Source organism: Massilia sp. UBA6681 (genome assembly GCF_002454935.1).
In the GTDB taxonomy this organism is placed as follows: Bacteria; Pseudomonadota; Gammaproteobacteria; order Burkholderiales; family Burkholderiaceae_D; genus Telluria; species Telluria varians.
The window spans coordinates 37,714-59,177 of sequence record NZ_DKJX01000073.1 but is presented as its reverse complement, the minus strand read 5'-3'; the positions used below and the strand labels follow the sequence as shown (position 1 = coordinate 59,177).

Genomic DNA, 21,464 nt, shown 5'->3' with positions numbered 1-21,464 from the left:
GCGAACCGCGTGCCTTGAGCGCTTCGTTGTACGTCTTACAGTTGGTCGTGCCGTACTTCTGTGGAGATGGTTTCATCCGTTCAGGCTACCAGACGTGCGGGTCCCATGCTGGCCCAGCCTGATTTGCGCAACAAAGCCCGCCTAAAGGCTCTGAAGGGTTGGCGCAGGGAGATGAAGAACATTCTATAAAATTTTCATTTTCATCAACGGCGCCAGGCGAGTACCGAAGCCAAAAGTGGACTTCGAGCTTTTCGCCCACGTGGAATGAGATGTTTGCATGCATTGCACCATTAATGATTCATGAGGCGACAGAACCCGCGCTAAAAAATGCGCTTGACAACCTCGCGGAAACGGACAGCTTTGAGCGCCTAAGCAAGAACAAAAAACTCCTTCACCATGAGCTGCGCAACTTTTACATTAGCGAAGACGACTTTCAAACCATCAAAGTTCAACTTCGCGCACTTGGCCTTATTGCGAAAAGCGAAAAAACCAGAAGCGTTAAAGACTCCGGAACATATTGGACGCTAACACCATATGGCGATGAAATTATGACGCAATTACGTGCAATCCGACGCGATGAAGATGAGCCCCAGTCTAGCGAAGAGGTTGTTCTTGGCGATGCTGAGTAGCTACACCGTATTCCAACGACTGCTTTCCGCTCGACAACACCCGTCCACTGCTCCCTACCGAGGTTTCGCTGACCTGGCCAAATCTCGTCCTGGCTGGAAACGAGTACTGTTCGCGAGGGAGTAGCGGGTCTGCCCTCCTGCTGTTTGACGTGCTTCAAGTTGCCCCAACCCCTTGATGAGTAACAGCGCGTACATGAGTTACCTAGGCATTATCGATGCTCTCTTAATTCGTTTGGAGGCATCAAATGGCAGTTGACGCATACCTGCAAATCGACGGTATCAAAGGCGAGTCGATGGACGACAAGCACAAGGAGTGGATCGAATGCCTGGACGTCGATTTCGGCGTCGATCAGCCGCGCAGCCCGGTTGCTTCAACCGCCGGTGGCCATACGTCAGCAAGAGCGGAATTCGACGAGGTCGTGGTAAGTAAGCTGGCCGATCTCTCCACGCCAATCCTGTTGCAGCACTGCGCGATGGGAAAGACCATCCCCAAGGCCAAATTCGAGTTCTTCCGTGCCGACGGCAGCGGCGAACGGGTGAAGTATTTCGAAATGGCGTTGGAGAACGTCTTGATTGGTTCGGTAAAGCCAGGCTTGAAACCGGGCGTTGGGATGCAAGAACATCTGTGCCTGAAGTTCAGCAAGGTTACGTGGAAGTACACGCAGCAGAAAATCAGTGGCGGTGCCGGTGGTAGCACAGCGGGGGGCTGGGACCTGTCCACCAACAAAGTCGTGGCTTAGGTGCGGCCATGGCAACTGTGGATATAGAAAAATTCACAGAACACCTGCGCGACAAGGCAGACAAAGTAGGTTATGGAAAGGGACGTTGCGCCTACTTTGTGAGACAAGCGCTGGGGGCAGGTGGCTACAAACCTCCCACATGGCCGGTGCATGCGAAAGACTGGGGGCCGTCGTTGCTGCGTGCAGGCTTTCATACAGTACGCGTCGAGGATCTTTCGACCTATAAGCCGTTGAAGGGAGACGTTGCCGTGATACAGGCGACGACTCATCGAAAGAGCGGCCACATTCAAGGGTTCGACGGAAAAAACTGGATATCCGACTTCGTGCAGAGAAACGGATTCTGGCCCGGCAGAGAGTATCGCAAGGAGACCCCCGCCTATGTCATCTACCGTCCTTAAACATGTGCTGGCTTGTGCATCGATTGCGGCCTTCAACATTCCTGCCGCGGCCAAGCAGGCTCAGCCGCTTCTTTCCTGTGAAATTGTCAAGACCGAGCGCGACGCACTGAAACAGGCTCCCAAGGGGGTGCGGCGCGTGAGCAAGCATGTGCTCGAGATCCCTTCCAGAACAGGTCCGCAGAGATTTGTCGATAAGCCGCCCCACGATGAGGGCGAGATGGGCGGCGTACACTGGCGCTACTGTGGCTACGATGTCCATGCGAAAGCGCATCTGATCGAGTTGATTGATGAAAGTTCGTATTCAGGTGACCTCCTGCTAGGGGAAACCGGGCAACGAATGCGCACTGGCCATACTGTCTTGTTCTCACCAAATATGAAAGCGTTCCTGGCGATTAAGCAGGAAGCTGGTGTAGACGGCGAGAATTGGACCGTACAGGATATGAGTGGCAACCTCATTTGGACAGGTTATGCCGGGACAGTTGCCAAGAACTTCGATGGCGTGGAAATGGTTGTCTCCACGTTCGAACGCCCACGCTGGACTGAGCAAGGTGAACTGACTGCTCGATTTGTTTGCACGTCATCGAACGCATACGGGACCATGACCCTTGTCCGCTCACCGTCAGGCAGGTGGAGTTGGAGCGGCCACGCAAAATGCCCTTGAGATCTTTGCTTTGATGCGGTTTTGCCAGCATGACCAAGTGTCCCGGATTCGTCTCGTGCCGGACGCGGATGCCGCGGCGTCGAGGTGTAAGATCGATGGCCTTCACCCGACAAGGAGACCGGTATGTTCAGCCTCGACGATTTCGCGCAGCTGCAGTTCCTGGAAGGCCGCTGGAAGGGCGTCGCGCCGGACGGCAAGGAATTCTTCGAAGAATATACCCGGCCGGAACCGGCGGTGTTCCAGTCGCACCGCTTCCCGGACAGCGCTTTCACCGGCCACACGGACGGCGCCACCATCAGCCTCAAGGATGGCGAGGTGATCTCGCAGTGGGGGGAGTACACCTGGAGGGCGTCCAGCATCGGCGCCGACTCGGCCGACTTCGAGCCCGTGAATGCGCCGAGCCAGTTCGTTTGGCGCCGGGTCGACGACGCGACCCTGGAAGCCCGGCAGCACTGGACGGCGGACGGCAAGGCGCAGGAATTCACGCTCCAGCTCACCAAACTCAACTAATCACCGAAGGGCACGCGGCTGCATGAAGCAGGCCCTCGTCGTTCTCCTGCTGCTGGCCGTGGGCGCCTATATGGCAGCCTGCCTGGCGCTGTTCTTCCTGCAGCGCTCGCTGATCTATTATCCGCCGCCGGTCGCCGCCTACGCGGCGCCGAAGACCTCGATCCTTGCGGTGGACGGGGCCAGGGTCCTGGTCTCCGAGCGGCCACTGGCGGGCGAGCGGGCCCTGATCTACCTCGGCGGGAATGCCGAGGACGTGACAGGCAGCCTGCCCATCCTCGAGCGCGCCTTTCCCGGGCGCGCCCTCTACCTCCTGCACTACCGCGGCTACACCGGCAGCACCGGCAGTCCGTCCGAACAGGCCCTGGTCGGCGATGCGCTGGCCCTGTTCGACCGGGTGGCGCGCGAGCACCGGGACGTGGTGCTGATCGGGCGCAGCCTCGGCACCGGCGTGGCGGTGCAGGTCGCCAGCCAGCGGCGGGTCGGTAAGCTGGTGCTGGTCACGCCTTATGACAGCCTGGCGGGACTGGCTGCCCGACAGTTTCCGTATTTTCCGGTACGCTGGCTGCTGCGCGACCGCTATGCCTCGTCGGCGTATGCACCGCGGGTGCAGGCGCCGACGCTGTTGATCGCTGCCCAGCATGACGAGATCATCCCGGCGGACAGCGCCGAGCGGCTGCTGGCGCGTTTTCCTGCCGGGGTGGCGCGGCTGCGCGTGATCGAAGGAACGCAGCACAATTCGATTTCGGAGAGCCCCGACTACATCCCTTCGCTCCAGTGGGCGAAGTAAACAAACAAGGAAAAGGAGTCTTATGCCAGCCACACCATCCCTGCGTCACGTCGTGCTGTTCGCGTTCAAGGGCGATGCCAGCCAGGAAGCGGTCGATGCCGTCGTCGCCGATTTCGGCCGGCTGCCTGCCGAGATCCCGGTCATCGCCGCCTACGAGTGGGGCACCAACGTGAGTCCGGAAGGCCTGAACCAGGGCTTCACCCACTGCTTCACCTTGACCTTCGCGAGCGACGCCGACCGCGACGCCTACCTGGTGCACCCGGCGCACCAGCGCTTCGTGGATACCCTGGGCAGCTGCCTGGAACGTTCGCTGGTAGTCGATTACTGGACGCAGGCTTAGCGAAAACCGTAGGGTGGGCGGCTCCACCCGACGATACGCTCAGTCCATGTCGTACATGCCGCCCACGCGTTCAACTTCCGTTTGATCAGATTGAACGGCTGTTCCAGCGCTGGTTGAACGCGTGGGCGGCGTTTGCCGAAGCGACTGATTTCAATTGTCAGGTGGAGCCGCCCACCCTACGCCAGCGCTCAGGGGCGCACCTCGCCCAGGGTCTTCCACACTTCCCTGAACTGCTGGACGATCTTCGGATCGTCCTGCTCGCCCTTGCCGCCGGCTTCGATGTTGGTCATCAGGATGCGGCCGGTGCCGCTGGCGGGGTCGATGAACATGAAGGCCGTGACGCCCGGGTCGCTGCCCGAATGCCCGACCAGCCCGTTCTTGCGGATGCGCCAGAACACGCCGCTGTTCGGTTCCGCCGCCGGGCTGGCGCTAGGGAGGGCGTCGGGCGCGAACTCCGGGTCGAACAGCAGGGTGAAGCCGGCCTTGGTCAGCACGCCTTCGCCGCCCTTGTAGCCCTTCACCATGGCCATCAGGAAGCGCGCCAGGTCGGCTGCCGAGGTAGTCAGGCCGCCGTCCGGGTAGGTGACCAGGGCGTAGCGCGGATAGGCCTGGTGGCGGCGGTTGTAGGCCAGCGCCTGGCGCTTCGCCTGGGCTGGGTCGGCGCGCCAGGTGGTGGAGCGCATCTGCAGCGGCTCGAAGATATGCTTGCGGGTGAAGGCCTCGAAGCTCTGGCCGCTTTTCACTTCGATCAGGTAGGCCGCCAGCGCCGCGCCGATGTTCGAGTAATGGTAGGCGGCGCCCGGCGCTGCCTTGGCGAAGTTGGTTTTCCGGTAGCTGCGCCCGCCCACCGCCAGGTAGTTCTTCAAGAAGCCGCCCAGGCTCAGGTCCTGGCGCCCCGGCTGGGTGAAGTCGCGCCTGAATTGCTGGTAGAGCGGGCCGCCGGTATCGGCATCGGGCAGCACGTAATAGGAGTGCCCGTAGATCTCGTCGTCGTCGACGATGCTGGAGGTGTGGGTGACCAGGTGGCGCACCGTGATCGCTGCGCCGCCATGCGGATGCTCTACCTTGAAGGGCAGGATGCCGTTGATCTCGGTGTCCAGTCCGAAGTAGCCGAGTTCGATCGCCTTCACGATCGCCACGCCGATCACGGTCTTGCTGACCGAGCCGACGTTCTGCAGCGTCTCCTCGGTGTAAGGGCGCCTGGCCTGCAGGTCCGCATGGCCGAAGCCGCGCTGGTACAGCACGGCATTGCCCGACACCACCGCCACCGCGAAGCCCGGCAGGCTCGAGGCCTGCTGCAGCTTGGCGAGCTTGTGGGTGAGGGCGGGCCGCTCTTCGGCTGCCTGCGCCACCGGGGCGGCAGCCAGCAGGGCCAGCAGGAAGGGCGCGAGCAGCTGCTTCATCGGGCTCGTACGTACAGGGGCGCGGGCTGAAATGCAAAACCGCGGCCAGGCCGCGGTTTCTCGTGTCGCATCGTGAGGCCCCGGATTTACTCCTGCCATTCCTGCAGCGCGCGAATGGCCGTCTCGCCGTTGCGGATCGCCTTGACGCGGCGTACGACTTCATTGTGCCAGGCTTCGTCGGCATCCTCGTCAGGACCATCGATATCCTGGAGCAGCAGGCGCACCAGGGCGTGCTTCTCCTCAGCACTCAGCATCTGGATCTTTTCCGCGATCTCGGCAACCAGGTTTGACATGATGCTCCTTCCGGTAATATTTTTGAAATAATAACTTGGGTTTTATAGGTTGTCGACTGGAACCATATTGTCCGTTGGTTTTCTATCAACTAATTTATTGTCCGGGTCGATGCCGGCCCGTGCCGGACGCCCGCCGACCACCAGCGTCACGGTCTGGCTGGCACTGTCGACCAGGCGCCGTTCGCGCGCCAGCGGGTTGCCGTTGCGGTCGTCGACGCCGAATTCGATGTAGTCCTTGAGCGGCGCCGGCTTCTCGTCGCCCAGTTCCCCGGCGCGCACCTTGCCCGCATGCGCCCGGATCGTCACCTCGAACTTGCCGTCCGGGCGCTGGCGCGCGCTGGCGCTGTCGGCGCGGTTCTCGTACAGCACGATGTGCTCGAACAGGTCGTCGATCAAATACGCCTTGTCGGGCGGCGTCACGGCGCGCAGCCGGTCGACCAGCGCCAGCACGGTCGGGTAGGGCGCGCCCTTGAAGCCGTGTTCCTGCAGCAGGCTGTTCAGGACGTGGTTGACGACGTCCTCGCCCAGCAGGTCGGCAAGCAGGTAGAGCGCCAGGCTGCCCTTGCGGTAGTGGACGTAGTCCTGGTTCTCGTTCTGCGCCAGCGGCAGTTCCTTGCGGCGCTCGGTGGCGCGGCCCATCAGGTAGCCATCCAGGTTGTAGCGCAGGAAGCGGCGCATCTTCTGGCCGCCGACGGCGCGCTTCATGACCATCAGCGCGGTGTACTCGGACAGGCTCTCCGACAGCACGCTGGAACCGCGCGCGTGGGCGCCGGCCAGCTGGTGGCCCCACCACTGGTGGGCGGTCTCGTGGGCGCTGACGTAGAAGGGGTAGTCGATGTCCTTGGGCGAATCGTCGTCGATGCGGGCGATGAAGCCGACGCTTTCCGAGAACGGGATGGTGCCCGGGAAGGCTTGCGCGTAGGACGCATAGCGCGGGAACTCGACGATGCGCAGCTCGCTGAACTGGTAGGGGCCGAAGCGGCGCGACGCGTATTCCAGGCTGGCCTGGGCGCCGCGGATCATGCGTTCGACGTTGGCGTCGTGGCCCGGATGGTAGAACACGTCGATGGTCACGTCCTGCCAGCGGTCGTGCCGCACTTCGTAGCGCGCCGACTGGATGGCGTAGAAATTGAGGATCGGCTTGTCCATCCGGTAGTGGAAGTAGCGCCGCCCCTTGTCGATCCATTCCTTCTCCAGCGTGCCCGGGGCGATCGCGATCTGGTCGGGGGAGGTGGCGACGACGGCGCTGAAGCCGATCCAGTCGGCGTCCATGCCCAGCACGTTGTTGGCGCGTGCCGCCGGGTCCTCGCGCGCCGGCAGCGGATCCTTCGGCGCCAGGCCGCGGCGCTTGCGGTCGCGGTCGTCGACCAGCTCCACCGAGGGCTGGTAGCCGATGCGCGGCATGACCTCGTTGGTGAAGAAGGTCCCGTTCTGGATGACCGGGGTGTCGCGGCCGATGCCGAGCAGGCCGCCCGGCTGGTAGCGCACGCTGAACTCGAGCGCCATGCGCGCGCCGGGCGCCAGGGGCTCGGCCAGGCGGTACAGGTAGAAGCCGTGCTCCGGATCGGCCATGACCTGCCGCGCCGCCTGCGAGAAACGAGCGGCGAGTTCGGCGCCGCGCTGCTGGTACAGGACGACCTCGCGCAGCGGCGCACCGGTGCGGTTCTCCAGCTGGTAGAAACCCTTCACGGCCAGGCTGCGCGCCTCGGGGCGGATGTCGACCTGCAGGTCGACATTGGTGATGCGCGGCTGCGGCAGCCTGGCGAAACGGCGGTAGCGCAGCTCGTAGTCGGCGCGCAGGTTTTCCTGCTGCGCGCCGGTCAGGTAGCCGCCGGCGTGGAGTTCGTAGGCCAGCAGGCTACCTGTGCCCGCAAAGATCACGAGACCCGCGCCAAAGCCGGCCAGCACCGGCCTGGACAGGTTGCGGCGCGCCAGGCGCAGGCGCTCGCGCCAGCCGCTGTCGACGCCGCGCGCCCACAGCACGCGCGCCGCCACCATCAGCATCAGCGCCATGCCGCCCCAGTAGAGCTGGAACAGGTGCTCGCGCAGCAGGTAACGGCCGAAGCCGTTCATGGCCGAATAGGTGAAGGACGGCGTGCTGCCGTACACCAGCATCGGGTGGTCGAAGCCGAAGCCCTGCGCGGTCCCGAGCACCAGGTACAGGGCGATCAGGATGAAGTAGGCCAGGTAGCGGTTGTTGACGATCACCTGCATCGCGATCGCCGCCACCGCCAGCAGCGCGTACTGCGGCAGCAGCACCGTGAACAGGAAGCGCAGGTAGAGGCCCGGCTCGAGTCCGAAATAACCCTTGAACAGCTGGATCAGCATCCCGACCAGCATCGCCATCACCAGCAGCAGGGCCTGCAGGCCGACCAGGGCGAGCGTCTTGCCCACCAGCGGCAGCCAGGTCGGCGCCGGCATCGCGTCCAGCATCTGCGCCATGCGCGCCTCGCGTTCGCGCCACACCATCTCGCCGGCGAACAGGGTGGTGACCACCAGCATGTACAGCGAGAACACGTCGCGGATCAGGTCCAGCACCATGTAGGTGACCGGATAGGTATTGGTGCCGTAGATCGAACCGAGGTCGAGCGCGCTGGCGACCAGGATCAGGGCGCCGGCAACGGTCAGGGCCAGGAAATAGATGTTCCGGCTCGACTCGCGCAGGTTGTACAGCACCGACTTCCCCAGCAGGACGGCCAGGCTGCGGCGCTCGAAATCGGGCGGCTCGCGGGTGTCGATGGCTGCATGCGACAGCTGCTGCGGGGCGAGGTCGGCCAGCGTATCGGCCAGCCCCTGGCCCTGGGCCTTCTTGTGGCGCGCGTCGACGTTGCCGGTGGTGTGGAAGCGCCAGTAGCCGAACAGCAGGACCACCAGCCCGAAGCCGACCCAGATCAGGCGGTTCACCAGGTACACGCCTTCCAACATGACGGGGCGCGTGTTGCGCTCGGCGATCGGCCAGTATTCGGTGAGGCGGATCAGGGCGGTGGTGCCGAAGGGATCCATCAGCGCGGCCAGGGTCTTGTAGTCGAGGTCGCGCGCCAGCGACGGGGCGACGATGTAGCCGATCATCATGACGATGCTGGCCACGTAGACCGGCAGCATGCGGCGCGACAGCGCGGCCAGCACGAAGAACAGGGCGCCGAAGATGAAGGTGTTGGGTAGCAGCGTGAGCAGGTAGGGCAGCAGGTAGTTCGGCAGTCCGCCCGGCCCCAGGCGGTCGGGCTGGATGCCGGGGATGAAGGTCCCGAGCCAGGCGCCCAGCACGATGCTCGACAGGATCACCGCGAGCGTGGCGAAGGCGCCGAGGAAGCGTCCCAGCACGTAGTCCGCCTTGCGGATCGGCGCGCTGAAGAAGAAGTGCTGCATCTCGTATTCGAAGTCCTGCTGCACCGAGCGGCCCATCACGGCCGCCACCACGATCACGCCGAAGCAGCCGAGGAAGGATGCGGTCAGCGCGATCTGGCGTGGCGCGTTGATCAGGACCCGGCCGCCGAAGGTGACGATGGCGTCGCGGAAGGCGCCGCCCGCCGCCGCCATCCACAGCATCGCCAACGCCAGGAAGATGCCGAAGTAGATCCAGGTCGACAGCAGCCGCAGGCGCTGGCGCGCCTCGAAACCGGCGATGGCGAACAGCGGATGCATGGCCTAGCAGGTTCCCGTGGCGGCGGCGGTGAATTTGCCGGCGATGGTGGCGAAGTAGACGTCTTCCAGGCTGGCGCGGGCCGGTTCGAAGCCGTCGCCCGGGTCGGTCTCGGCATACACGTGGATCAGGGTGCGGCCGGTGAGCAGGCGGGTCGAGATGACCTGGTGGCGCTTCTGGAACACCGGCAGTTCCTGCTTGGTGACGATGCGCGCCCAGATGTAGTCTTCGATTTCGTAGGTCAGGTCCTGCGGGTCGCCGCACAGCAGCACGTGGCCCTTGTGGATGATCGCCATGTTGGCGCACAGGTCGGCCACGTCGGACACGATGTGGGTCGACAGGATGACGGTCTTGTCCTCGCCGATCTCGGACAGCAGGTTGTGGAAGCGCACGCGCTCCTGCGGATCGAGGCCGGCGGTGGGTTCGTCGACGATGATCAGGCGTGGATCGCCGAGCAGGGCCTGGGCGATGCCGAAGCGCTGGCGCATGCCGCCCGAGAAGGTGCCGAGGCGCTGGTTGCGCACTTCCCAGAGGTTGGTCTGCTGGAGCAGGCCGTCGACCACCTCGCGCCGGCGGTGCTTGTGCGACAGGCCCTTGAGCTGGGCGAAATGGTCGAGCAGCTCGTAAGCGGTCACTTTCGGGTAGACGCCGAAATCCTGCGGCAGGTAGCCGAGCATGCGGCGCACCTCGTCCTTTTCGTCGAGGACGTCGATGTCGTCTAGGAAGACCGAGCCGGAATCGCATTCCTGCAGGGTGGCGAGGATCCGCATCAGCGTCGACTTGCCGGCGCCGTTCGGGCCGAGCAGCCCGAACATCCCGGCCGGGATGTTGAGGGTGACACGGTCGAGCGCGACCACGCCATTGGCGTAAGTCTTCGACAAATTGCGGATTTTCAATTCCATGCCATATCCTCAAGCGTGCATATAAACCTTTTTCAACACTTGCATTGTATTAAATTGTCTTGAGGTTTGTGGCGACTTCGCGACGCACGGGCGCTTTGATGGTCCAGACTGCATAATCCGATGACAGAACGGATGACAAAGCGCAGCAGTAATTTCTTTAAATAAACATTGCTCGCGTAAAGCCGGGAAACATGGATAATGGCAGGATGAACAAGGCCATCCAGGACAAGCTGCTGGCGCTGATGCGCGAAGGACGCGACCGGACCGAGTCGCTGGACTGGTTCCGGGTGTCGCTGGGCCTGTTCTACCTGGCGGCGCTGATGACGGAAGAGACGATCGACTTCAAGAAGGTCGACCGCGAGTTCAACCGCTTCATCTACCACACCCTCGGCAAGGGCCATACCATCACCAGCGTGCTGCAGTACATGAGCGGCGCGAAGGTGATGCCGACCGTCGAATCCGAACGTTTCATGGACGCCTTTCGGCGCCACTGCCCAGAAATCCCGATCGCATCGATTCCCTTCCTGCTCGAGCTGAACCTGGGGGTGGCGAAGAACATCTCCGGGCTGGAGGCGGCGGGTCCGCTGGCCGACTGGATCGCGCGCAGGAAAGCCGAGGCGGGGGCGCCGGGCGCCTGAGCCCCGCGGCTGGGCCTATAATGGTGTTTTCGAATATCGCATTTGACAACATCATGAGCGCATACCGTTCCAACTCCTCCCTCGACGACCTGATCGCCGGCTTCGACAAGGCCTTGCGCGTGGTCGGCGGCGTCGCCGCGTCCTCGCGCCCGAACCCGGGCACGCATGCCACCGACTGCGAACTGAGCGACGACGAGCGCCGCCACAGCGCGGGCCTGATGCGCGTGAACCACGTCGGGGAAGTGTGCGCGCAGGCGCTGTACGACTCGCAGGCGCGCTTCGGCAAGAGCCCGGCGATCCGCAAGCAGTTCGAAAAGTCGGCGCGCGAGGAAGAAGACCACCTGGCCTGGACCGCCGAGCGCCTGTCCGAGCTGGGTTCGCAGCCGAGCCTGCTCAATCCGCTGTGGTATGCGGGTTCCTACGTGCTGGGCAGCATCGCGGCCAAGCTGGGCGACCCGCACAGCCTGGGCTTCGTGGTCGAGACCGAGCGCCAGGTCGAGGCGCACCTGAACCGCCACCTCGAGGACCTGCCGCCGCAGGACGCCAAGTCGCGTGCGATCGTGGAACAGATGCGGGTCGACGAGATCGCCCACGGCGCCTCGGCGCAGGCGCTGGGCGCGGCGGAGACGCCGATGCCGGTCAGGATGCTGATGACGGCGATGTCGAAGGTGATGACGACGACGGCGTATCACATCTGATTGACCGAGTCGCCGCGCTTCCAGTTCTTCTCACGCATCATGTAAACGTCGTTCCGGCGAAGGCCGGAACCCAAGTTCTGCAGGCATCACGACTGCACATGCAAAATTGGATTCCGGCCTTCGCCGGAATGACGGTTTTTAGGGAGGTGGATATTGTGAGGCTGGCGATTAGCCAGCAATCGGATCAAACCTCCACAATCTCCACCGTGTGCGTGATCTCGGCCGTCTTGGCCAGCATGATCGACGCCGAGCAGTACTTGTCGTGCGACAGGCTGACCGCGCGCTCCACCGCCGCCGGTTTCAGGTTGCGCCCGGTGACCGTGAAGTGGAAGTTGATCTTGGTGAAGACCTTCGGATCGGTCTCGGCGCGCTCGGCCTGCAGCGTCACGTCGCAGCCGCGCACGTCCTCGCGGCCGCGCTTGAGGATCAGCACCACGTCATAGGCGGTGCAGCCGCCGGTGCCGACCAGCACCATCTCCATCGGGCGCGGCGCCAGGTTGTGGCCGCCGCCTTCGGGCGCGCCGTCCATCATTACCATGTGGCCGCTGCCGGTCTCGGCACGAAAACTCATGCCCGACGGGCCGTTCCAGCTGACTTTCACTTCCATGTATTTTTCTCCGCTGAGGATGCTGTGCCGGAGCATTGTAAAGCGAAAGGGGCGCCTTCGCAGACGCCCCTCCGGTTTGCGGTGGCTTACACCGCCAGCACGTAGCGCTCGCTCTTCATGCGCCAGCTGGCGAAGGCGACGATCAAGAGGGCCGGAATCGCCGAGCACAGGAAGGTCAGCAGGTAGGGCATGGCGCCGATGTCGCCCGCCTTGGAGGCTTCCTTGATCAGGGTCTGGTTGGACAGCATCGGCACCAGGTACATCCAGTCCGCGGTCTTCAGGTCCAGGAAGGACACGATCATGGCGGGGACCAGCGGCACGATGGCCACGATGCTGAGGATGGTCTGCGCTTCCTTGAAGGTCTTGGCGTTCATCGCCAGCGCGACGTACAGCGCACCGGCCAGCAGCGACAGCGACACCGTGACCAGGCATACCAGCAGCAGCTGGGGCCAGCCCAGGCTCCAGGACATGCCGATCTCCTCCAGCGGCAGCCATTTGAAGACCGCGTGCGCCAGGATCAGTTCGAGCGTCACGCCGACGATGCCCAGGGTGCTGGCGGCGAGCCACTTGCCGCCGATGAGTTCCCAGGTCCGGGCCGGCTGCGCCATCAGCACTTCGAGCGAGCGGCGTTCACGCTCGCCGGCGGTGCTGTCGACCGCGGCCGACAGGCACAGCATGAAGGCCGGGAAGAACAGGAAGCCCATGATGCTGCCGACCACCATCGCCGAGCGCGAGGCATTGGTGCCGGTGTCGTAGCGCTGCACCAGGATCGGGGTTACCGCCGCCGGCGACACGCCGTGCGCCAGCAGGCGCGCGCCGGCCACGTTGGCGCCATAGGCCTCCAGCACGTCCTCGACGTCGCGGCGCTGGCCGCCGTTCTCGCTGGCGGAGTCGTACCAGATCTCAAGCCGGGCGGGGCGCATGGCGTAGTACTGCTCGGTTAAGTCGTCCGGCAGGCGCAGCACCGCCGCCACTTTCTTGCCGCGCAGCAGCTCACCGATGGCCTCTTCGTCCATCGGCGCGGTCTCCTTGACCGTGATGTTCTTCTGGCCCAGCTGGGACATCAGGGTCGGCGCCTTGGCCCCGCCGATCACCGCCAGCTCGATGCCTTCGCGTTCGGCCTTGGTGCTTTTCTCGATCATCTGGTTCAGCATGAAGCCGAACAGGACCGGGTAGAGCAGGGTGAACATGGCGAGCATGCCGAGGGTGCGCTTGTCGCGCAGCGTCTCGATCAGCTCTTTCAGGTAAACGACCAACAGCCTGGATTTCATGCGATTCCTTCCTCGGTGCCGACCAGGTGCACGAACGCGTCTTCCAGGTTGGCGATGCCGGTACGCCGGCACAATTCATCGGGCGAGCCCTGGGCCACGGTGTGGCCGCCGGCGATGACGATCACGTCCTCGCACAGGGCTGTCACTTCCTGCATCACGTGGGTGGCCATGATCACGCAGCAGCCTTCGGCGCGCAGCGCGCCCAGCGCGGTGCGCAGGGCGCGCGTGCTCATGACGTCAAGGCCGCGACTCGGCTCGTCGAGCAGCAGGTGGCGCGGCCGGTGCAGCAGCGTGCGCGCCAGCGCCACCTTGATGCGCTGGCCCTGCGAGAAGCCCTTGTTGCGGCGGGTCAGGATGTCGTCCATGCCAAGCAGCGCGGACACTTCCTCGATGCGTTTGGCGATGGCAGGACGGCTCATGCCGTTGAGCTCACCGAAATAGGTGAGGTATTCGCGTGTGCTGAGGCGCTCGTACAGGCCGAACTGGTCGGTCAGGAAACCGATGCTGCGGCGTACCGCCATCGGGTCCTTTTCCGGATCGACGCCGTCGATCGCGATGCTGCCGTGGTCGCGCTTGAGCAGCCCGACCAGGGTGCGCAGCAGGGTGGTCTTGCCGGCGCCGTTGGGGCCGAGCAGCGCGGTGATCTGGCCGTCGTTCGCGGTGAAACTGACGCCGCCCAGCGCCTTGACGGCGCCGAAGCTCTTGCGTACATCGTGGACTTCAATCATGTTCTGGCGCCTTCAGGGTTGCGGGCCGGCGCTGCCGAGCTGGAAAGTCGGCAGCGGGATCTGTTTCAGGCAGCTGGCATCCAGCTTGTCCTGCGGCTTGTCGAGGAAAGTGCGCAGCAGGCGCGGCGCGCAGCCGAGCTGCGAGACGCCGTGGCCGAGGCTGTCGACCACCACGTGCTGGGCGCGGCTCATGTACTTGGCGGCGGTGACCGCGCGGTGCGGCGGCGTGACCGGGTCGAGCGCGCCGGACAGCAGCAGGGCCGGGGCTTCGATGCGGGTCGGTTCCTTGTAGGGCACGGCCGGGACATCGATCGACTTGCACAGGGCCGGCATCATGTCGGCCAGCATCTTGGTCAGCTTGCCCGCATCCGACGCCAGCAACTCGGGCGTCATGCGCGGCACGTCCTCGGCGCATACCACTGCCAGGTGCAGCAGCATCGCCATCTGGCTGTCGCCGCCGAAATCGCTGGCCAGGTTCTGGCGCGCCACGAAAGGCTGCCAGCGCCCCTGCGCCGCGCTCTGGATCAGGAAGGGCAGGCGGCGCGCGTCGGCCGGCGAATACAGGATGTTGTGCACGGTGCCGAGGAAACGCGTGGCGGTCATGCTCATCTCGATCGGCTTGGCGGTGCGCGGGTCGGAGAGGGACAGCTTGATGGGCGCGGCTTCGAGCCTGGCAAGCAGCCCGTCGAACTGGGCGCGCAGGTTCGGGAAGGCCTTGTTGCAGCCGGCGTCCCTGGCGCAGTGTTCGAACACCTTGTCGAGCGCGGCCTGGCCGTCGCGGGCGCCGGCCGGGATCACCTGGTCGGGCGCGGCCACGCCGTCGAGCACCAGGCTGCGCACGCTGGACGGGTACAGGCGCGCATAGGCCTGGCCGAGGCGGGTGCCGTAGGAACCGCCGAACACGTTGACGGCGCCATAGCCGAGCGCGCGGCGCACCAGTTCGGTGTCGCGGGCGGCGGCCTCGGTGGTGTAGGCCTTGAACGGGGCGCGGGTGGCAGCGATGCAGGCGCGCACTTCCGCTTCCAGCTGGTCTTCGGTCATGCGTTCGTGTTCCGGCTTGCTCTTGCAATCGAGCTTGCCCGACAGCCCGGTGCCGCGCTGGTCGATGAACACGATGTCGCGGGTTGCCTGCACACGGCTGAGCGCGGTCTTCAGGATTTGCACGACGTCGCTGCCGGCCTGGCCGGGACCGCCAGCCAGCACGAACAGGGGATCGTTGCGCACGCCCTTGCGGTGCGCCGGCGCGACCGTGACGTGCAGCTTCAGCTTGTCGCCGGCCGGCCTGGCGTGGTCGAGTGGAACGTCGAGCGTGACGCAGCGCAGGGTGTCGGTCACGCCGGGCAGGTGGCAGTTGCGGGCGACCGCGGCGGGCGCGGTCTTGGCGGGTGGCGTCGATGCGCTGGCCACGGCGCTTGCCGCCAGCCAGAGGGCGGCGGCAGGCAGCAGGGCAGGGAGTAACGATCTTGTCTTCACACAATCTCCTCAAAGGACGCCTGCATAGTAGATTGGCATCGTTTTGATGGTCAATGTATTGTTGCACCATCGCATGAAATTATGCGAAGAGGGAGTGCTTTGTTTTGAAAGAGGGAAATAGATCAGGCATGCGGGTGGAAAATGCGACAGGAGGCGCAGCTTGCATTGACGGGCTGGCCGCTGTTCGGCTATCATCGTGGGCTTTCCCTTTGCTCGGGGAAGATAATAAGGAAGAGTCCGCTGCAGCAAGGGCGGAACCACCACAGTGAGCATTTAACCTATTTAGGAAGTCATCATGAAAACTTTTTCCGCTAAGGGCCATGAAGTCCAGCGCGACTGGTTGGTGATTGACGCGACGGACTTGGTCCTCGGACGTGTTGCCAGCGAAGTGGCACTCCGACTGCGCGGCAAGCACAAGCCGGAGTTCACTCCGCACGTCGATACCGGCGACTACATCATCGTCGTCAATGCAGGCAAGCTCCGCGTGACCGGCACCAAGGCCACCGAGAAGACCTACTACCGTCACTCGGGCTACCCGGGCGGTATCTACGAAACCAACTTCCTGAAAATGCAGCAGCGCTTCCCGGGCCGTGCCCTGGAAAAGGCTGTCAAAGGCATGCTGCCGAAGGGCCCGCTGGGCTACGCCATGATCAAGAAGCTGAAAGTGTACGCGGAAGGCACCCACCCGCACGCAGCACAGCAACCTCAAGCACTGACCCTCTAAGGAACTGACATGATCGGTAACTACAACTACGGCACCGGCCGTCGCAAGAGTGCAGTCGCTCGCGTGTTCATCAAGGCCGGCACCGGCCAGATCATCGTGAACGGCAAGCCGGCTTCGGAATACTTCTCGCGCGAAACCGGCCTGATGGTCATTCGTCAGCCGCTGGAACTGACCGGCAACGTCGAGCGTTTCGACATCAAGGTCAACGTGCACGGCGGTGGCGAATCGGGCCAGGCTGGCGCCGTCCGTCACGGCATCACCCGCGCACTGATCGACTACGACGCAGGCCTCAAGGGCGACCTGGCACGTGCCGGTTTCGTCACCCGTGACGCCCGTGAAGTCGAGCGTAAGAAAGTCGGCCTGCGTAAAGCACGCCGCGCAAAGCAGTTCTCGAAGCGTTAATTCGTTTTGCTGCTTGCTGGCAGCGGCGCCAAGCCGCTGTCGCGAAAGCCGTCCTCCGCAAGGTGGGCGGCTTTTTGTTTTGGACTACACCTCAGCACCAATATCCCAGGAAAGCCTTGAACACCGTTTCCCTTCTGGCGTACAGGCCGCTTCCGATCATGAGCAGGCTCAGCAGCATCGTGACGATGTAGATCACCTGGTACGGGCTGTCGATGTAGGTGGCGGCCCAGACGGAAGCGCAGAGCAAGGCAAGGCCGAAGAGGACATGGAGTGCGCGTGCGACCAGTTCGGCTGTCGAGCTGGACTTCCTTGGTTGCCATGAGAACTTGGCTTCATTGCGGGTTTGCTTCAGTTCGGGATGCATCCGTTTTTGTCCTTGGCCTAGCCGTATCGATCCTATCCATGCGCCTTGCATAGGAAGTCTCATATTCCTGCCCCATTCACCGATATTCGCCGATATTCATCTTCCAAGTCATGCATGAATAGCAAAGAATACAGCTATTCCATTGACGTTCAGGAAAGGTTCACATGACTTTTGGCGAAAGACTCAAGCAGATCAGGACTGACAAAGGCCTGACCCAACCCCAGTTCGCGCAGATTGCAGGAATCGAACAATCCTACCTGCCAAGCTGGAAAACGACAAGTCGGTGCCGTCGGCCGAGATGTTTTCCACCATCCTTGCCGCGCTGGAGATGGACGCGGCGACTTTTCTGCAGGACGTGGACAGCGACGTGCTGGCGACGAGCTTGCGTCATATCCCCGCGGTTACCCAGTTCACCAGTGGGGTGGCGGCCGCACAGGTTCACGATACCAGGCGCTGGTTGTTCGGCTCGGCGGCGGCCTGGGTGCTCGGGTTTGCCATGATGCTGGCGGCGAACGACGGCATCTTCTTCCCGAACAAGCTGTACACCTACAGCTCCCCCGGGGTGATCCGCCCCGGCGAAGCCGAAAATGTCTTTTCCACCTACCGAGAAGTCCTGGGGAACCAAATGCTCGCCAAGCAGATCACGATCGAGGAGATGGCGAAACAGTCGGCGGAATTCATGGCGACTCGGAACCGGCCGCTGACCGTGGAGTGGCCGGACAGCCGCGGCACGGTGTATTACGAGCCGGTGGAGAACGGACGGCGCCGCTTCGAGCTGGTCACGACCAGGCATGTCGAGGCAAACGGTAACCGCATCCTGCAATACATCGGCGCCATCGTGTTCGCCTGCGGCTTTGTCGGCCTGTTCATCGAATGGCGCCTGCGCCGCCTCAAAAACAAACAAGCAAAATAAGCTGGTCTCCGCCGACGGCAAGGCGGAGATCCGGATGCTGGACGAGCAGGGCAAGGTCACGAAGTCCATTACCCCTGGCTCGTAAGCGCCCTAGACGCCGATGCCGCCGGATACGCTGATGACTTCGCCCGTGATATAGCCGCCTTGCGGGCCAGCCAGGAAGCTGGCCAGGCCCGCGACTTCCTCGAGGGTGGCGATGCGGCGGATCGGGTGCTGGTCGAGGACGGCGTCGGGCACGCTCTCGCCCAGCACCTCGGCCGACATATCGGTCGGCATCACGCCGGGCTGGATCACGTTGGCGGTAATCTTGCGCCCTCCCAGGTCGCGCGCGACGCCTTTCGCGTAGCCGATCAGGGCCGCCTTGCTGCCGGCATAGTCGGCGGTGCCCGGCCAGGGGACCACGGTGCCGAGGCGCGAGCCGATGTAGATGATGCGCCCCCCTTCGGCCAGTTTCGGGGCGGCGGCGCGGGTGAGGGCGACGGGGCCCATCACATTGACCTGCCACTGGCGGTCCAGGTTGACGGTGTCGAGGTCCGGCGCATCGACCGGCTTGCCCGACACCGCGATCGCGGCATTGTTGACGAGGATGTCGAGACGGCCAAGGCGGGCGATCACCTCCTCGACCAGCGGCGCGGCGGCGGCCATGTCGGCCTGGTCGCTGCGAATGGCCAGTGCGCGCACTCCTTTGGCCTGCAGCTTCGCGACCACCGCCTCGGCCTTGCCAGCGGAGGCGACATAGCTGATCGCGACATCCGCACCCTGGTCCGCGAGCGCTTCGGCAATGGCGGCGCCCAGGCCGCGCGAGCCGCCGGTAACGAGTGCGACTTTTCCCTTCAATACTGGTGACATGACATCCCTTTCTGTGTCCGTTATTTCGTAACGACTGTTACGATAACGATCAGTATATAATTTTGACCTATGAGCCTGTCAAGGCTTTTTCGTAACAACCATTATGAAAAGAGGGATTTCATGGGGCGACGTCGCGAATTCGACGTGGACCAGGCGCTCGACGCCGTACTCTGCGTGTTCTGGCGCAAGGGCTATGAAGGCGCGTCCTACGCCGACCTGACCGAAGCCGCAGGCGTCGAACGGCCGGCCCTGTATGCCGCCTTCGGCAACAAGGAAGCCATGTTTCGCCGCGCCCTGGAACGCTATAGCGAGCGCTTCCTCGCCTATATCCCGGAAGCGCTGGCCCTGCCGACCGCGCGCGAAGTCGCCGCTCATATCCTCACGCGGGCGGTCGAGCTCAATACCATGTTCGAGGACCAGCGCGGCTGCCTCGGCGTGAACGGCGTGCTGGCCGGATCGGACGATGCCGAGCCGATCCGCCAAGCCCTGATCGACTTCCGCGCCGAGGGCGAAGCCGCCCTGCGCGCGCGCTTCGAGCGCGCCCGCGCGGAAGGAGATTTGCCGGAGACGGCCGACCCTGCGGCCTTGGCCGGCTTCCTGCTGGCGGTAACCCATGGCATCGCCGTGCAGGCCAAGGCCGGGTTCAGCCGCGACAAGCTGCAGGCCGTGGCCGCGCAGGCGCTGCTGGCCTGGCCTTGATGCCATGCAAAGAATATTTGCATTTATTGCTTAAATGGCAAATATTCTTTGCATACCGGATGGCGCCTCCGGCGCAGGCATTTTTCATGGCTGTTAAAATGCAGCCTCGTCCTGAAAAGGTCATTCTTACATCACGAAGGAATAGAACATGATCAAAGTTGGCATCGTTGGCGGAACCGGATACACGGGCGTGGAATTGCTGCGGCTGTTGGCCGTGCACCCCGACGTGCAGCTGACCGCGATCACCTCGCGCAAGGAAGACGGCCTGCCGGTGGCCGACATGTTCCCCTCGCTGCGCGGCGTCGTCGACCTGGCCTTCTCGAGCCCGGACAAGGCCGACCTGACCGGGTGCGACGTGGTGTTCTTCGCCACCCCGCACGGCGTCGCCATGGCCCAGGCCCCGGCGCTGCTGGCGGCCGGCGTCAAGGTGATCGACCTGGCGGCCGACTTCCGCCTGAAGGATCAGGCCACGTTCGAAAAGTGGTACAAGATTCCGCACACCGCGCCGGAACTGATCGAGGAAGCCGTGTACGGCCTGCCGGAACTGAACCGCGATGACATCCGCGGCGCACGCCTGATCGCCAACCCGGGCTGCTACCCGACCACCATGCAGCTCGGCTTCGTCCCGCTGCTCAAGGCCGGCCTGGTCGACGCGGGCAGCCTGATCGCCGACTGCAAGTCGGGCGTCTCGGGCGCCGGCCGCAAGGCCGAGATCGGCACGCTGTTCTCGGAAGCGAGCGACAACTTCAAGGCCTACGGCGTGCACGGCCACCGCCACACCCCGGAAACCTCGGCCCAGCTGGCGCGCTACACCGACCAGAAGGTCGGCCTGATCTTCACCCCGCACCTGGTGCCGATGATCCGCGGCATGCACGCGACCCTGTACGCGCGCCTGACCAAGGACATCGACGATGCAAGCCTGCAGGCCCTGTTCGAGGACACCTACAAGGATAGCACCTTCGTGGACGTGATGCCCTTCGGCTCGCACCCGGAAACCCGCTCGACCCGCGGCTCGAACATGCTGCGCCTGGCGCTGCACCGTCCGGAAGGCGGCAACACCGTCGTCATCCTGGTGGTGCAGGACAACCTGGTCAAGGGCGCCTCGGGCCAGGCCGTGCAGTGCATGAACCTGATGTTCGGCCTGGATGAAGCGACCGGCCTCAAGCAAATCGCGCTGCTGCCCTAATCTTTTCTCCCTGCCGCGCGGAATTTTCCCGCGCGGCGTCTCTCTTTTTTCCTACAAAACGGCAACACGCCGCCCCAAGCGATCTAGATCAAGGCCACTCTTGTTGAGAACGGTAAATTGACCGATGCACAGGTTGATTTCAGCGCGCGGCGAATCGCCGCCGGCGTCCTACTGGAAGGGGTGGAACATGTTTGGTCGACAAGTAAAGAGCGAGATTGACAGCCTGGTCGGCATCTCGGCCCGCATCGAGGGCGACCTGTGCTTCACCGGGGGGCTGCGTATCGACGGCGAAGTGCATGGCAACGTGGTCGCGGCGGAAGGCGCCGACAGCATGCTGATCGTCTCCGAGCATGCCCGGATCGAGGGCGAGGTGCGCTGCGCCAGCCTGGTGGTCAACGGCTACATCGCCGGATCGGTATATTCGTCAGAACTCCTTGAATTACAGCCGAAAGGCCGCATACATGGTGATGTACATTACCGTTTGCTCGAAATGCACGGCGGCGCCCTCGTGACCGGGAAACTGACCCACGAACCCGCAGGCGAACCGGTGTTTCAGTTTACCGACGCCGAGCCTTCCCTGACGGCCGGATAGTCGGCCTGTCACCAGCA

At 63.7% G+C, this 21,464-nt stretch carries 25 protein-coding genes; 15 read left to right on the top strand and 10 right to left on the bottom strand.

Annotated features, from left to right (window positions below):
* The first annotated feature begins 269 nt into the window (after positions 1–269).
* The 7 genes from B2R83_RS12680 to B2R83_RS12650 all read left to right on the top strand — a co-directional run bounded on the left by B2R83_RS12680 (position 270) and on the right by B2R83_RS12650 (position 4,065).
* Positions 270–629, top strand: coding sequence for a hypothetical protein (locus B2R83_RS12680; protein WP_292041735.1), 360 nt, complete (start codon positions 270–272; stop codon positions 627–629).
* Positions 630–874: 245 nt separating this feature from the next.
* Complete coding sequence (locus tag B2R83_RS12675; protein ID WP_292041733.1) at positions 875–1,369, top strand: Hcp family type VI secretion system effector; 495 nt, start codon at positions 875–877, stop codon at positions 1,367–1,369.
* An 8-nt stretch (positions 1,370–1,377) separates the two neighbouring features.
* Complete coding sequence (locus tag B2R83_RS12670; protein WP_292041731.1) at positions 1,378–1,767, top strand: CHAP domain-containing protein; 390 nt, start codon at positions 1,378–1,380, stop codon at positions 1,765–1,767.
* The gene (locus tag B2R83_RS12665; RefSeq protein ID WP_292041729.1) at positions 1,748–2,428 is read left to right on the top strand and encodes a hypothetical protein; all 681 of its coding nucleotides are present in this window, start codon (positions 1,748–1,750) and stop codon (positions 2,426–2,428) included. Before B2R83_RS12670 ends, B2R83_RS12665 begins: the two co-directional genes overlap by 20 nt.
* 123 nt (positions 2,429–2,551) lie before the next feature.
* Positions 2,552–2,938: a hypothetical protein gene (locus B2R83_RS12660; RefSeq protein WP_292041728.1), complete on the top strand. Its 387-nt coding sequence runs from the start codon at positions 2,552–2,554 to the stop codon at positions 2,936–2,938.
* A 22-nt stretch (positions 2,939–2,960) separates the two neighbouring features.
* On the top strand, positions 2,961–3,725 hold the full coding sequence (locus tag B2R83_RS12655; RefSeq protein ID WP_292041726.1) for an alpha/beta hydrolase: 765 nt from the start codon (positions 2,961–2,963) through the stop codon (positions 3,723–3,725).
* 22 nt (positions 3,726–3,747) lie between these two features.
* A complete protein-coding gene (locus B2R83_RS12650; RefSeq protein ID WP_292041724.1) occupies positions 3,748–4,065 on the top strand; it encodes a Dabb family protein in 318 nt (105 codons plus the stop codon).
* A gap of 188 nt (positions 4,066–4,253) precedes the next feature.
* Here B2R83_RS12650 and B2R83_RS12645 read toward each other — a convergent pair whose 3' ends face one another.
* From B2R83_RS12645 to B2R83_RS12630, 4 genes are all read right to left on the bottom strand, one after another.
* Entirely contained in the window at positions 4,254–5,468 is a 1,215-nt protein-coding gene (locus B2R83_RS12645; protein WP_292041722.1) for a serine hydrolase domain-containing protein, read from the bottom strand.
* 86 nt (positions 5,469–5,554) lie between these two features.
* Positions 5,555–5,761, bottom strand: a complete 207-nt coding sequence (locus B2R83_RS12640; RefSeq protein ID WP_027865824.1) for an addiction module protein — start codon at positions 5,759–5,761, stop codon at positions 5,555–5,557.
* Positions 5,762–5,803: 42 nt separating this feature from the next.
* Positions 5,804–9,403 carry a M1 family aminopeptidase gene (locus tag B2R83_RS12635; RefSeq protein WP_292041719.1) on the bottom strand — a complete coding sequence of 1,200 codons (3,600 nt, stop codon included), beginning with the start codon at positions 9,401–9,403 and terminating at the stop codon, positions 5,804–5,806.
* 3 nt (positions 9,404–9,406) lie between these two features.
* Positions 9,407–10,303: an ABC transporter ATP-binding protein gene (locus tag B2R83_RS12630; protein WP_036210431.1), complete on the bottom strand. Its 897-nt coding sequence runs from the start codon at positions 10,301–10,303 to the stop codon at positions 9,407–9,409.
* 206 nt (positions 10,304–10,509) lie between these two features.
* Between B2R83_RS12630 and B2R83_RS12625 the strand changes: the two genes are divergently transcribed.
* Positions 10,510–10,941 carry a hypothetical protein gene (locus B2R83_RS12625; RefSeq protein ID WP_292041717.1) on the top strand — a complete coding sequence of 144 codons (432 nt, stop codon included), beginning with the start codon at positions 10,510–10,512 and terminating at the stop codon, positions 10,939–10,941.
* 53 nt (positions 10,942–10,994) lie between these two features.
* Positions 10,995–11,639 (top strand): 2-polyprenyl-3-methyl-6-methoxy-1,4-benzoquinone monooxygenase, encoded by a 645-nt coding sequence (gene coq7, locus B2R83_RS12620; protein ID WP_292041716.1) that lies wholly within the window; start codon positions 10,995–10,997, stop codon positions 11,637–11,639.
* Between the two features lie 184 nt (positions 11,640–11,823).
* On the opposite strand, the gene B2R83_RS12615 is transcribed toward coq7, so the two are convergent.
* The 4 genes from B2R83_RS12615 to B2R83_RS12600 form a co-directional block, all read right to left on the bottom strand.
* Positions 11,824–12,246, bottom strand: coding sequence for an OsmC family protein (locus B2R83_RS12615; RefSeq protein WP_036210435.1), 423 nt, complete (start codon positions 12,244–12,246; stop codon positions 11,824–11,826).
* An 86-nt stretch (positions 12,247–12,332) separates the two neighbouring features.
* Positions 12,333–13,517, bottom strand: a complete 1,185-nt coding sequence (locus B2R83_RS12610) for an ABC transporter permease (RefSeq protein WP_292041714.1) — start codon at positions 13,515–13,517, stop codon at positions 12,333–12,335.
* Positions 13,514–14,245 carry an ATP-binding cassette domain-containing protein gene (locus B2R83_RS12605; protein WP_027865817.1) on the bottom strand — a complete coding sequence of 244 codons (732 nt, stop codon included), beginning with the start codon at positions 14,243–14,245 and terminating at the stop codon, positions 13,514–13,516. The genes B2R83_RS12610 and B2R83_RS12605 overlap by 4 nt, the downstream gene beginning before the upstream one ends.
* Positions 14,246–14,257: 12 nt before the next feature.
* On the bottom strand, positions 14,258–15,718 hold the full coding sequence (locus B2R83_RS12600; protein ID WP_292041711.1) for an alpha/beta fold hydrolase: 1,461 nt from the start codon (positions 15,716–15,718) through the stop codon (positions 14,258–14,260).
* Positions 15,719–16,013: 295 nt separating this feature from the next.
* On the opposite strand from B2R83_RS12600, the gene rplM reads away from it, so the two are divergent.
* Together rplM and rpsI are read left to right on the top strand one after the other, a co-directional pair.
* The gene (gene rplM, locus B2R83_RS12595) at positions 16,014–16,442 is read left to right on the top strand and encodes a 50S ribosomal protein L13 (protein WP_292041709.1); all 429 of its coding nucleotides are present in this window, start codon (positions 16,014–16,016) and stop codon (positions 16,440–16,442) included.
* Positions 16,443–16,451: 9 nt separating this feature from the next.
* Positions 16,452–16,844, top strand: coding sequence for a 30S ribosomal protein S9 (gene rpsI / locus B2R83_RS12590; RefSeq protein WP_005667904.1), 393 nt, complete (start codon positions 16,452–16,454; stop codon positions 16,842–16,844).
* Positions 16,845–16,935: 91 nt separating this feature from the next.
* On the opposite strand, the gene B2R83_RS12585 is transcribed toward rpsI, so the two are convergent.
* On the bottom strand, positions 16,936–17,208 hold the full coding sequence (locus B2R83_RS12585) for a hypothetical protein (protein WP_292041707.1): 273 nt from the start codon (positions 17,206–17,208) through the stop codon (positions 16,936–16,938).
* Positions 17,209–17,506: 298 nt separating this feature from the next.
* On the opposite strand from B2R83_RS12585, the gene B2R83_RS12580 reads away from it, so the two are divergent.
* Positions 17,507–18,121: an XRE family transcriptional regulator gene (locus B2R83_RS12580; protein WP_292041705.1), complete on the top strand. Its 615-nt coding sequence runs from the start codon at positions 17,507–17,509 to the stop codon at positions 18,119–18,121.
* A 90-nt stretch (positions 18,122–18,211) separates the two neighbouring features.
* Here the strand turns inward: B2R83_RS12580 and B2R83_RS12575 are convergent, their stop codons facing one another.
* Positions 18,212–18,970, bottom strand: coding sequence for an SDR family NAD(P)-dependent oxidoreductase (locus tag B2R83_RS12575; protein WP_292041703.1), 759 nt, complete (start codon positions 18,968–18,970; stop codon positions 18,212–18,214).
* A 120-nt stretch (positions 18,971–19,090) separates the two neighbouring features.
* On the opposite strand from B2R83_RS12575, the gene B2R83_RS12570 reads away from it, so the two are divergent.
* The 3 genes from B2R83_RS12570 to B2R83_RS12560 all read left to right on the top strand — a co-directional run bounded on the left by B2R83_RS12570 (position 19,091) and on the right by B2R83_RS12560 (position 21,447).
* Positions 19,091–19,669 (top strand): TetR/AcrR family transcriptional regulator, encoded by a 579-nt coding sequence (locus B2R83_RS12570; protein ID WP_209589633.1) that lies wholly within the window; start codon positions 19,091–19,093, stop codon positions 19,667–19,669.
* 148 nt (positions 19,670–19,817) lie between these two features.
* Positions 19,818–20,855 (top strand): N-acetyl-gamma-glutamyl-phosphate reductase, encoded by a 1,038-nt coding sequence (gene argC, locus B2R83_RS12565; protein WP_027865809.1) that lies wholly within the window; start codon positions 19,818–19,820, stop codon positions 20,853–20,855.
* Between the two features lie 187 nt (positions 20,856–21,042).
* Entirely contained in the window at positions 21,043–21,447 is a 405-nt protein-coding gene (locus B2R83_RS12560) for a bactofilin family protein (RefSeq protein WP_027865808.1), read from the top strand.
* The last annotated feature ends 17 nt before the right edge of the window (positions 21,448–21,464 follow it).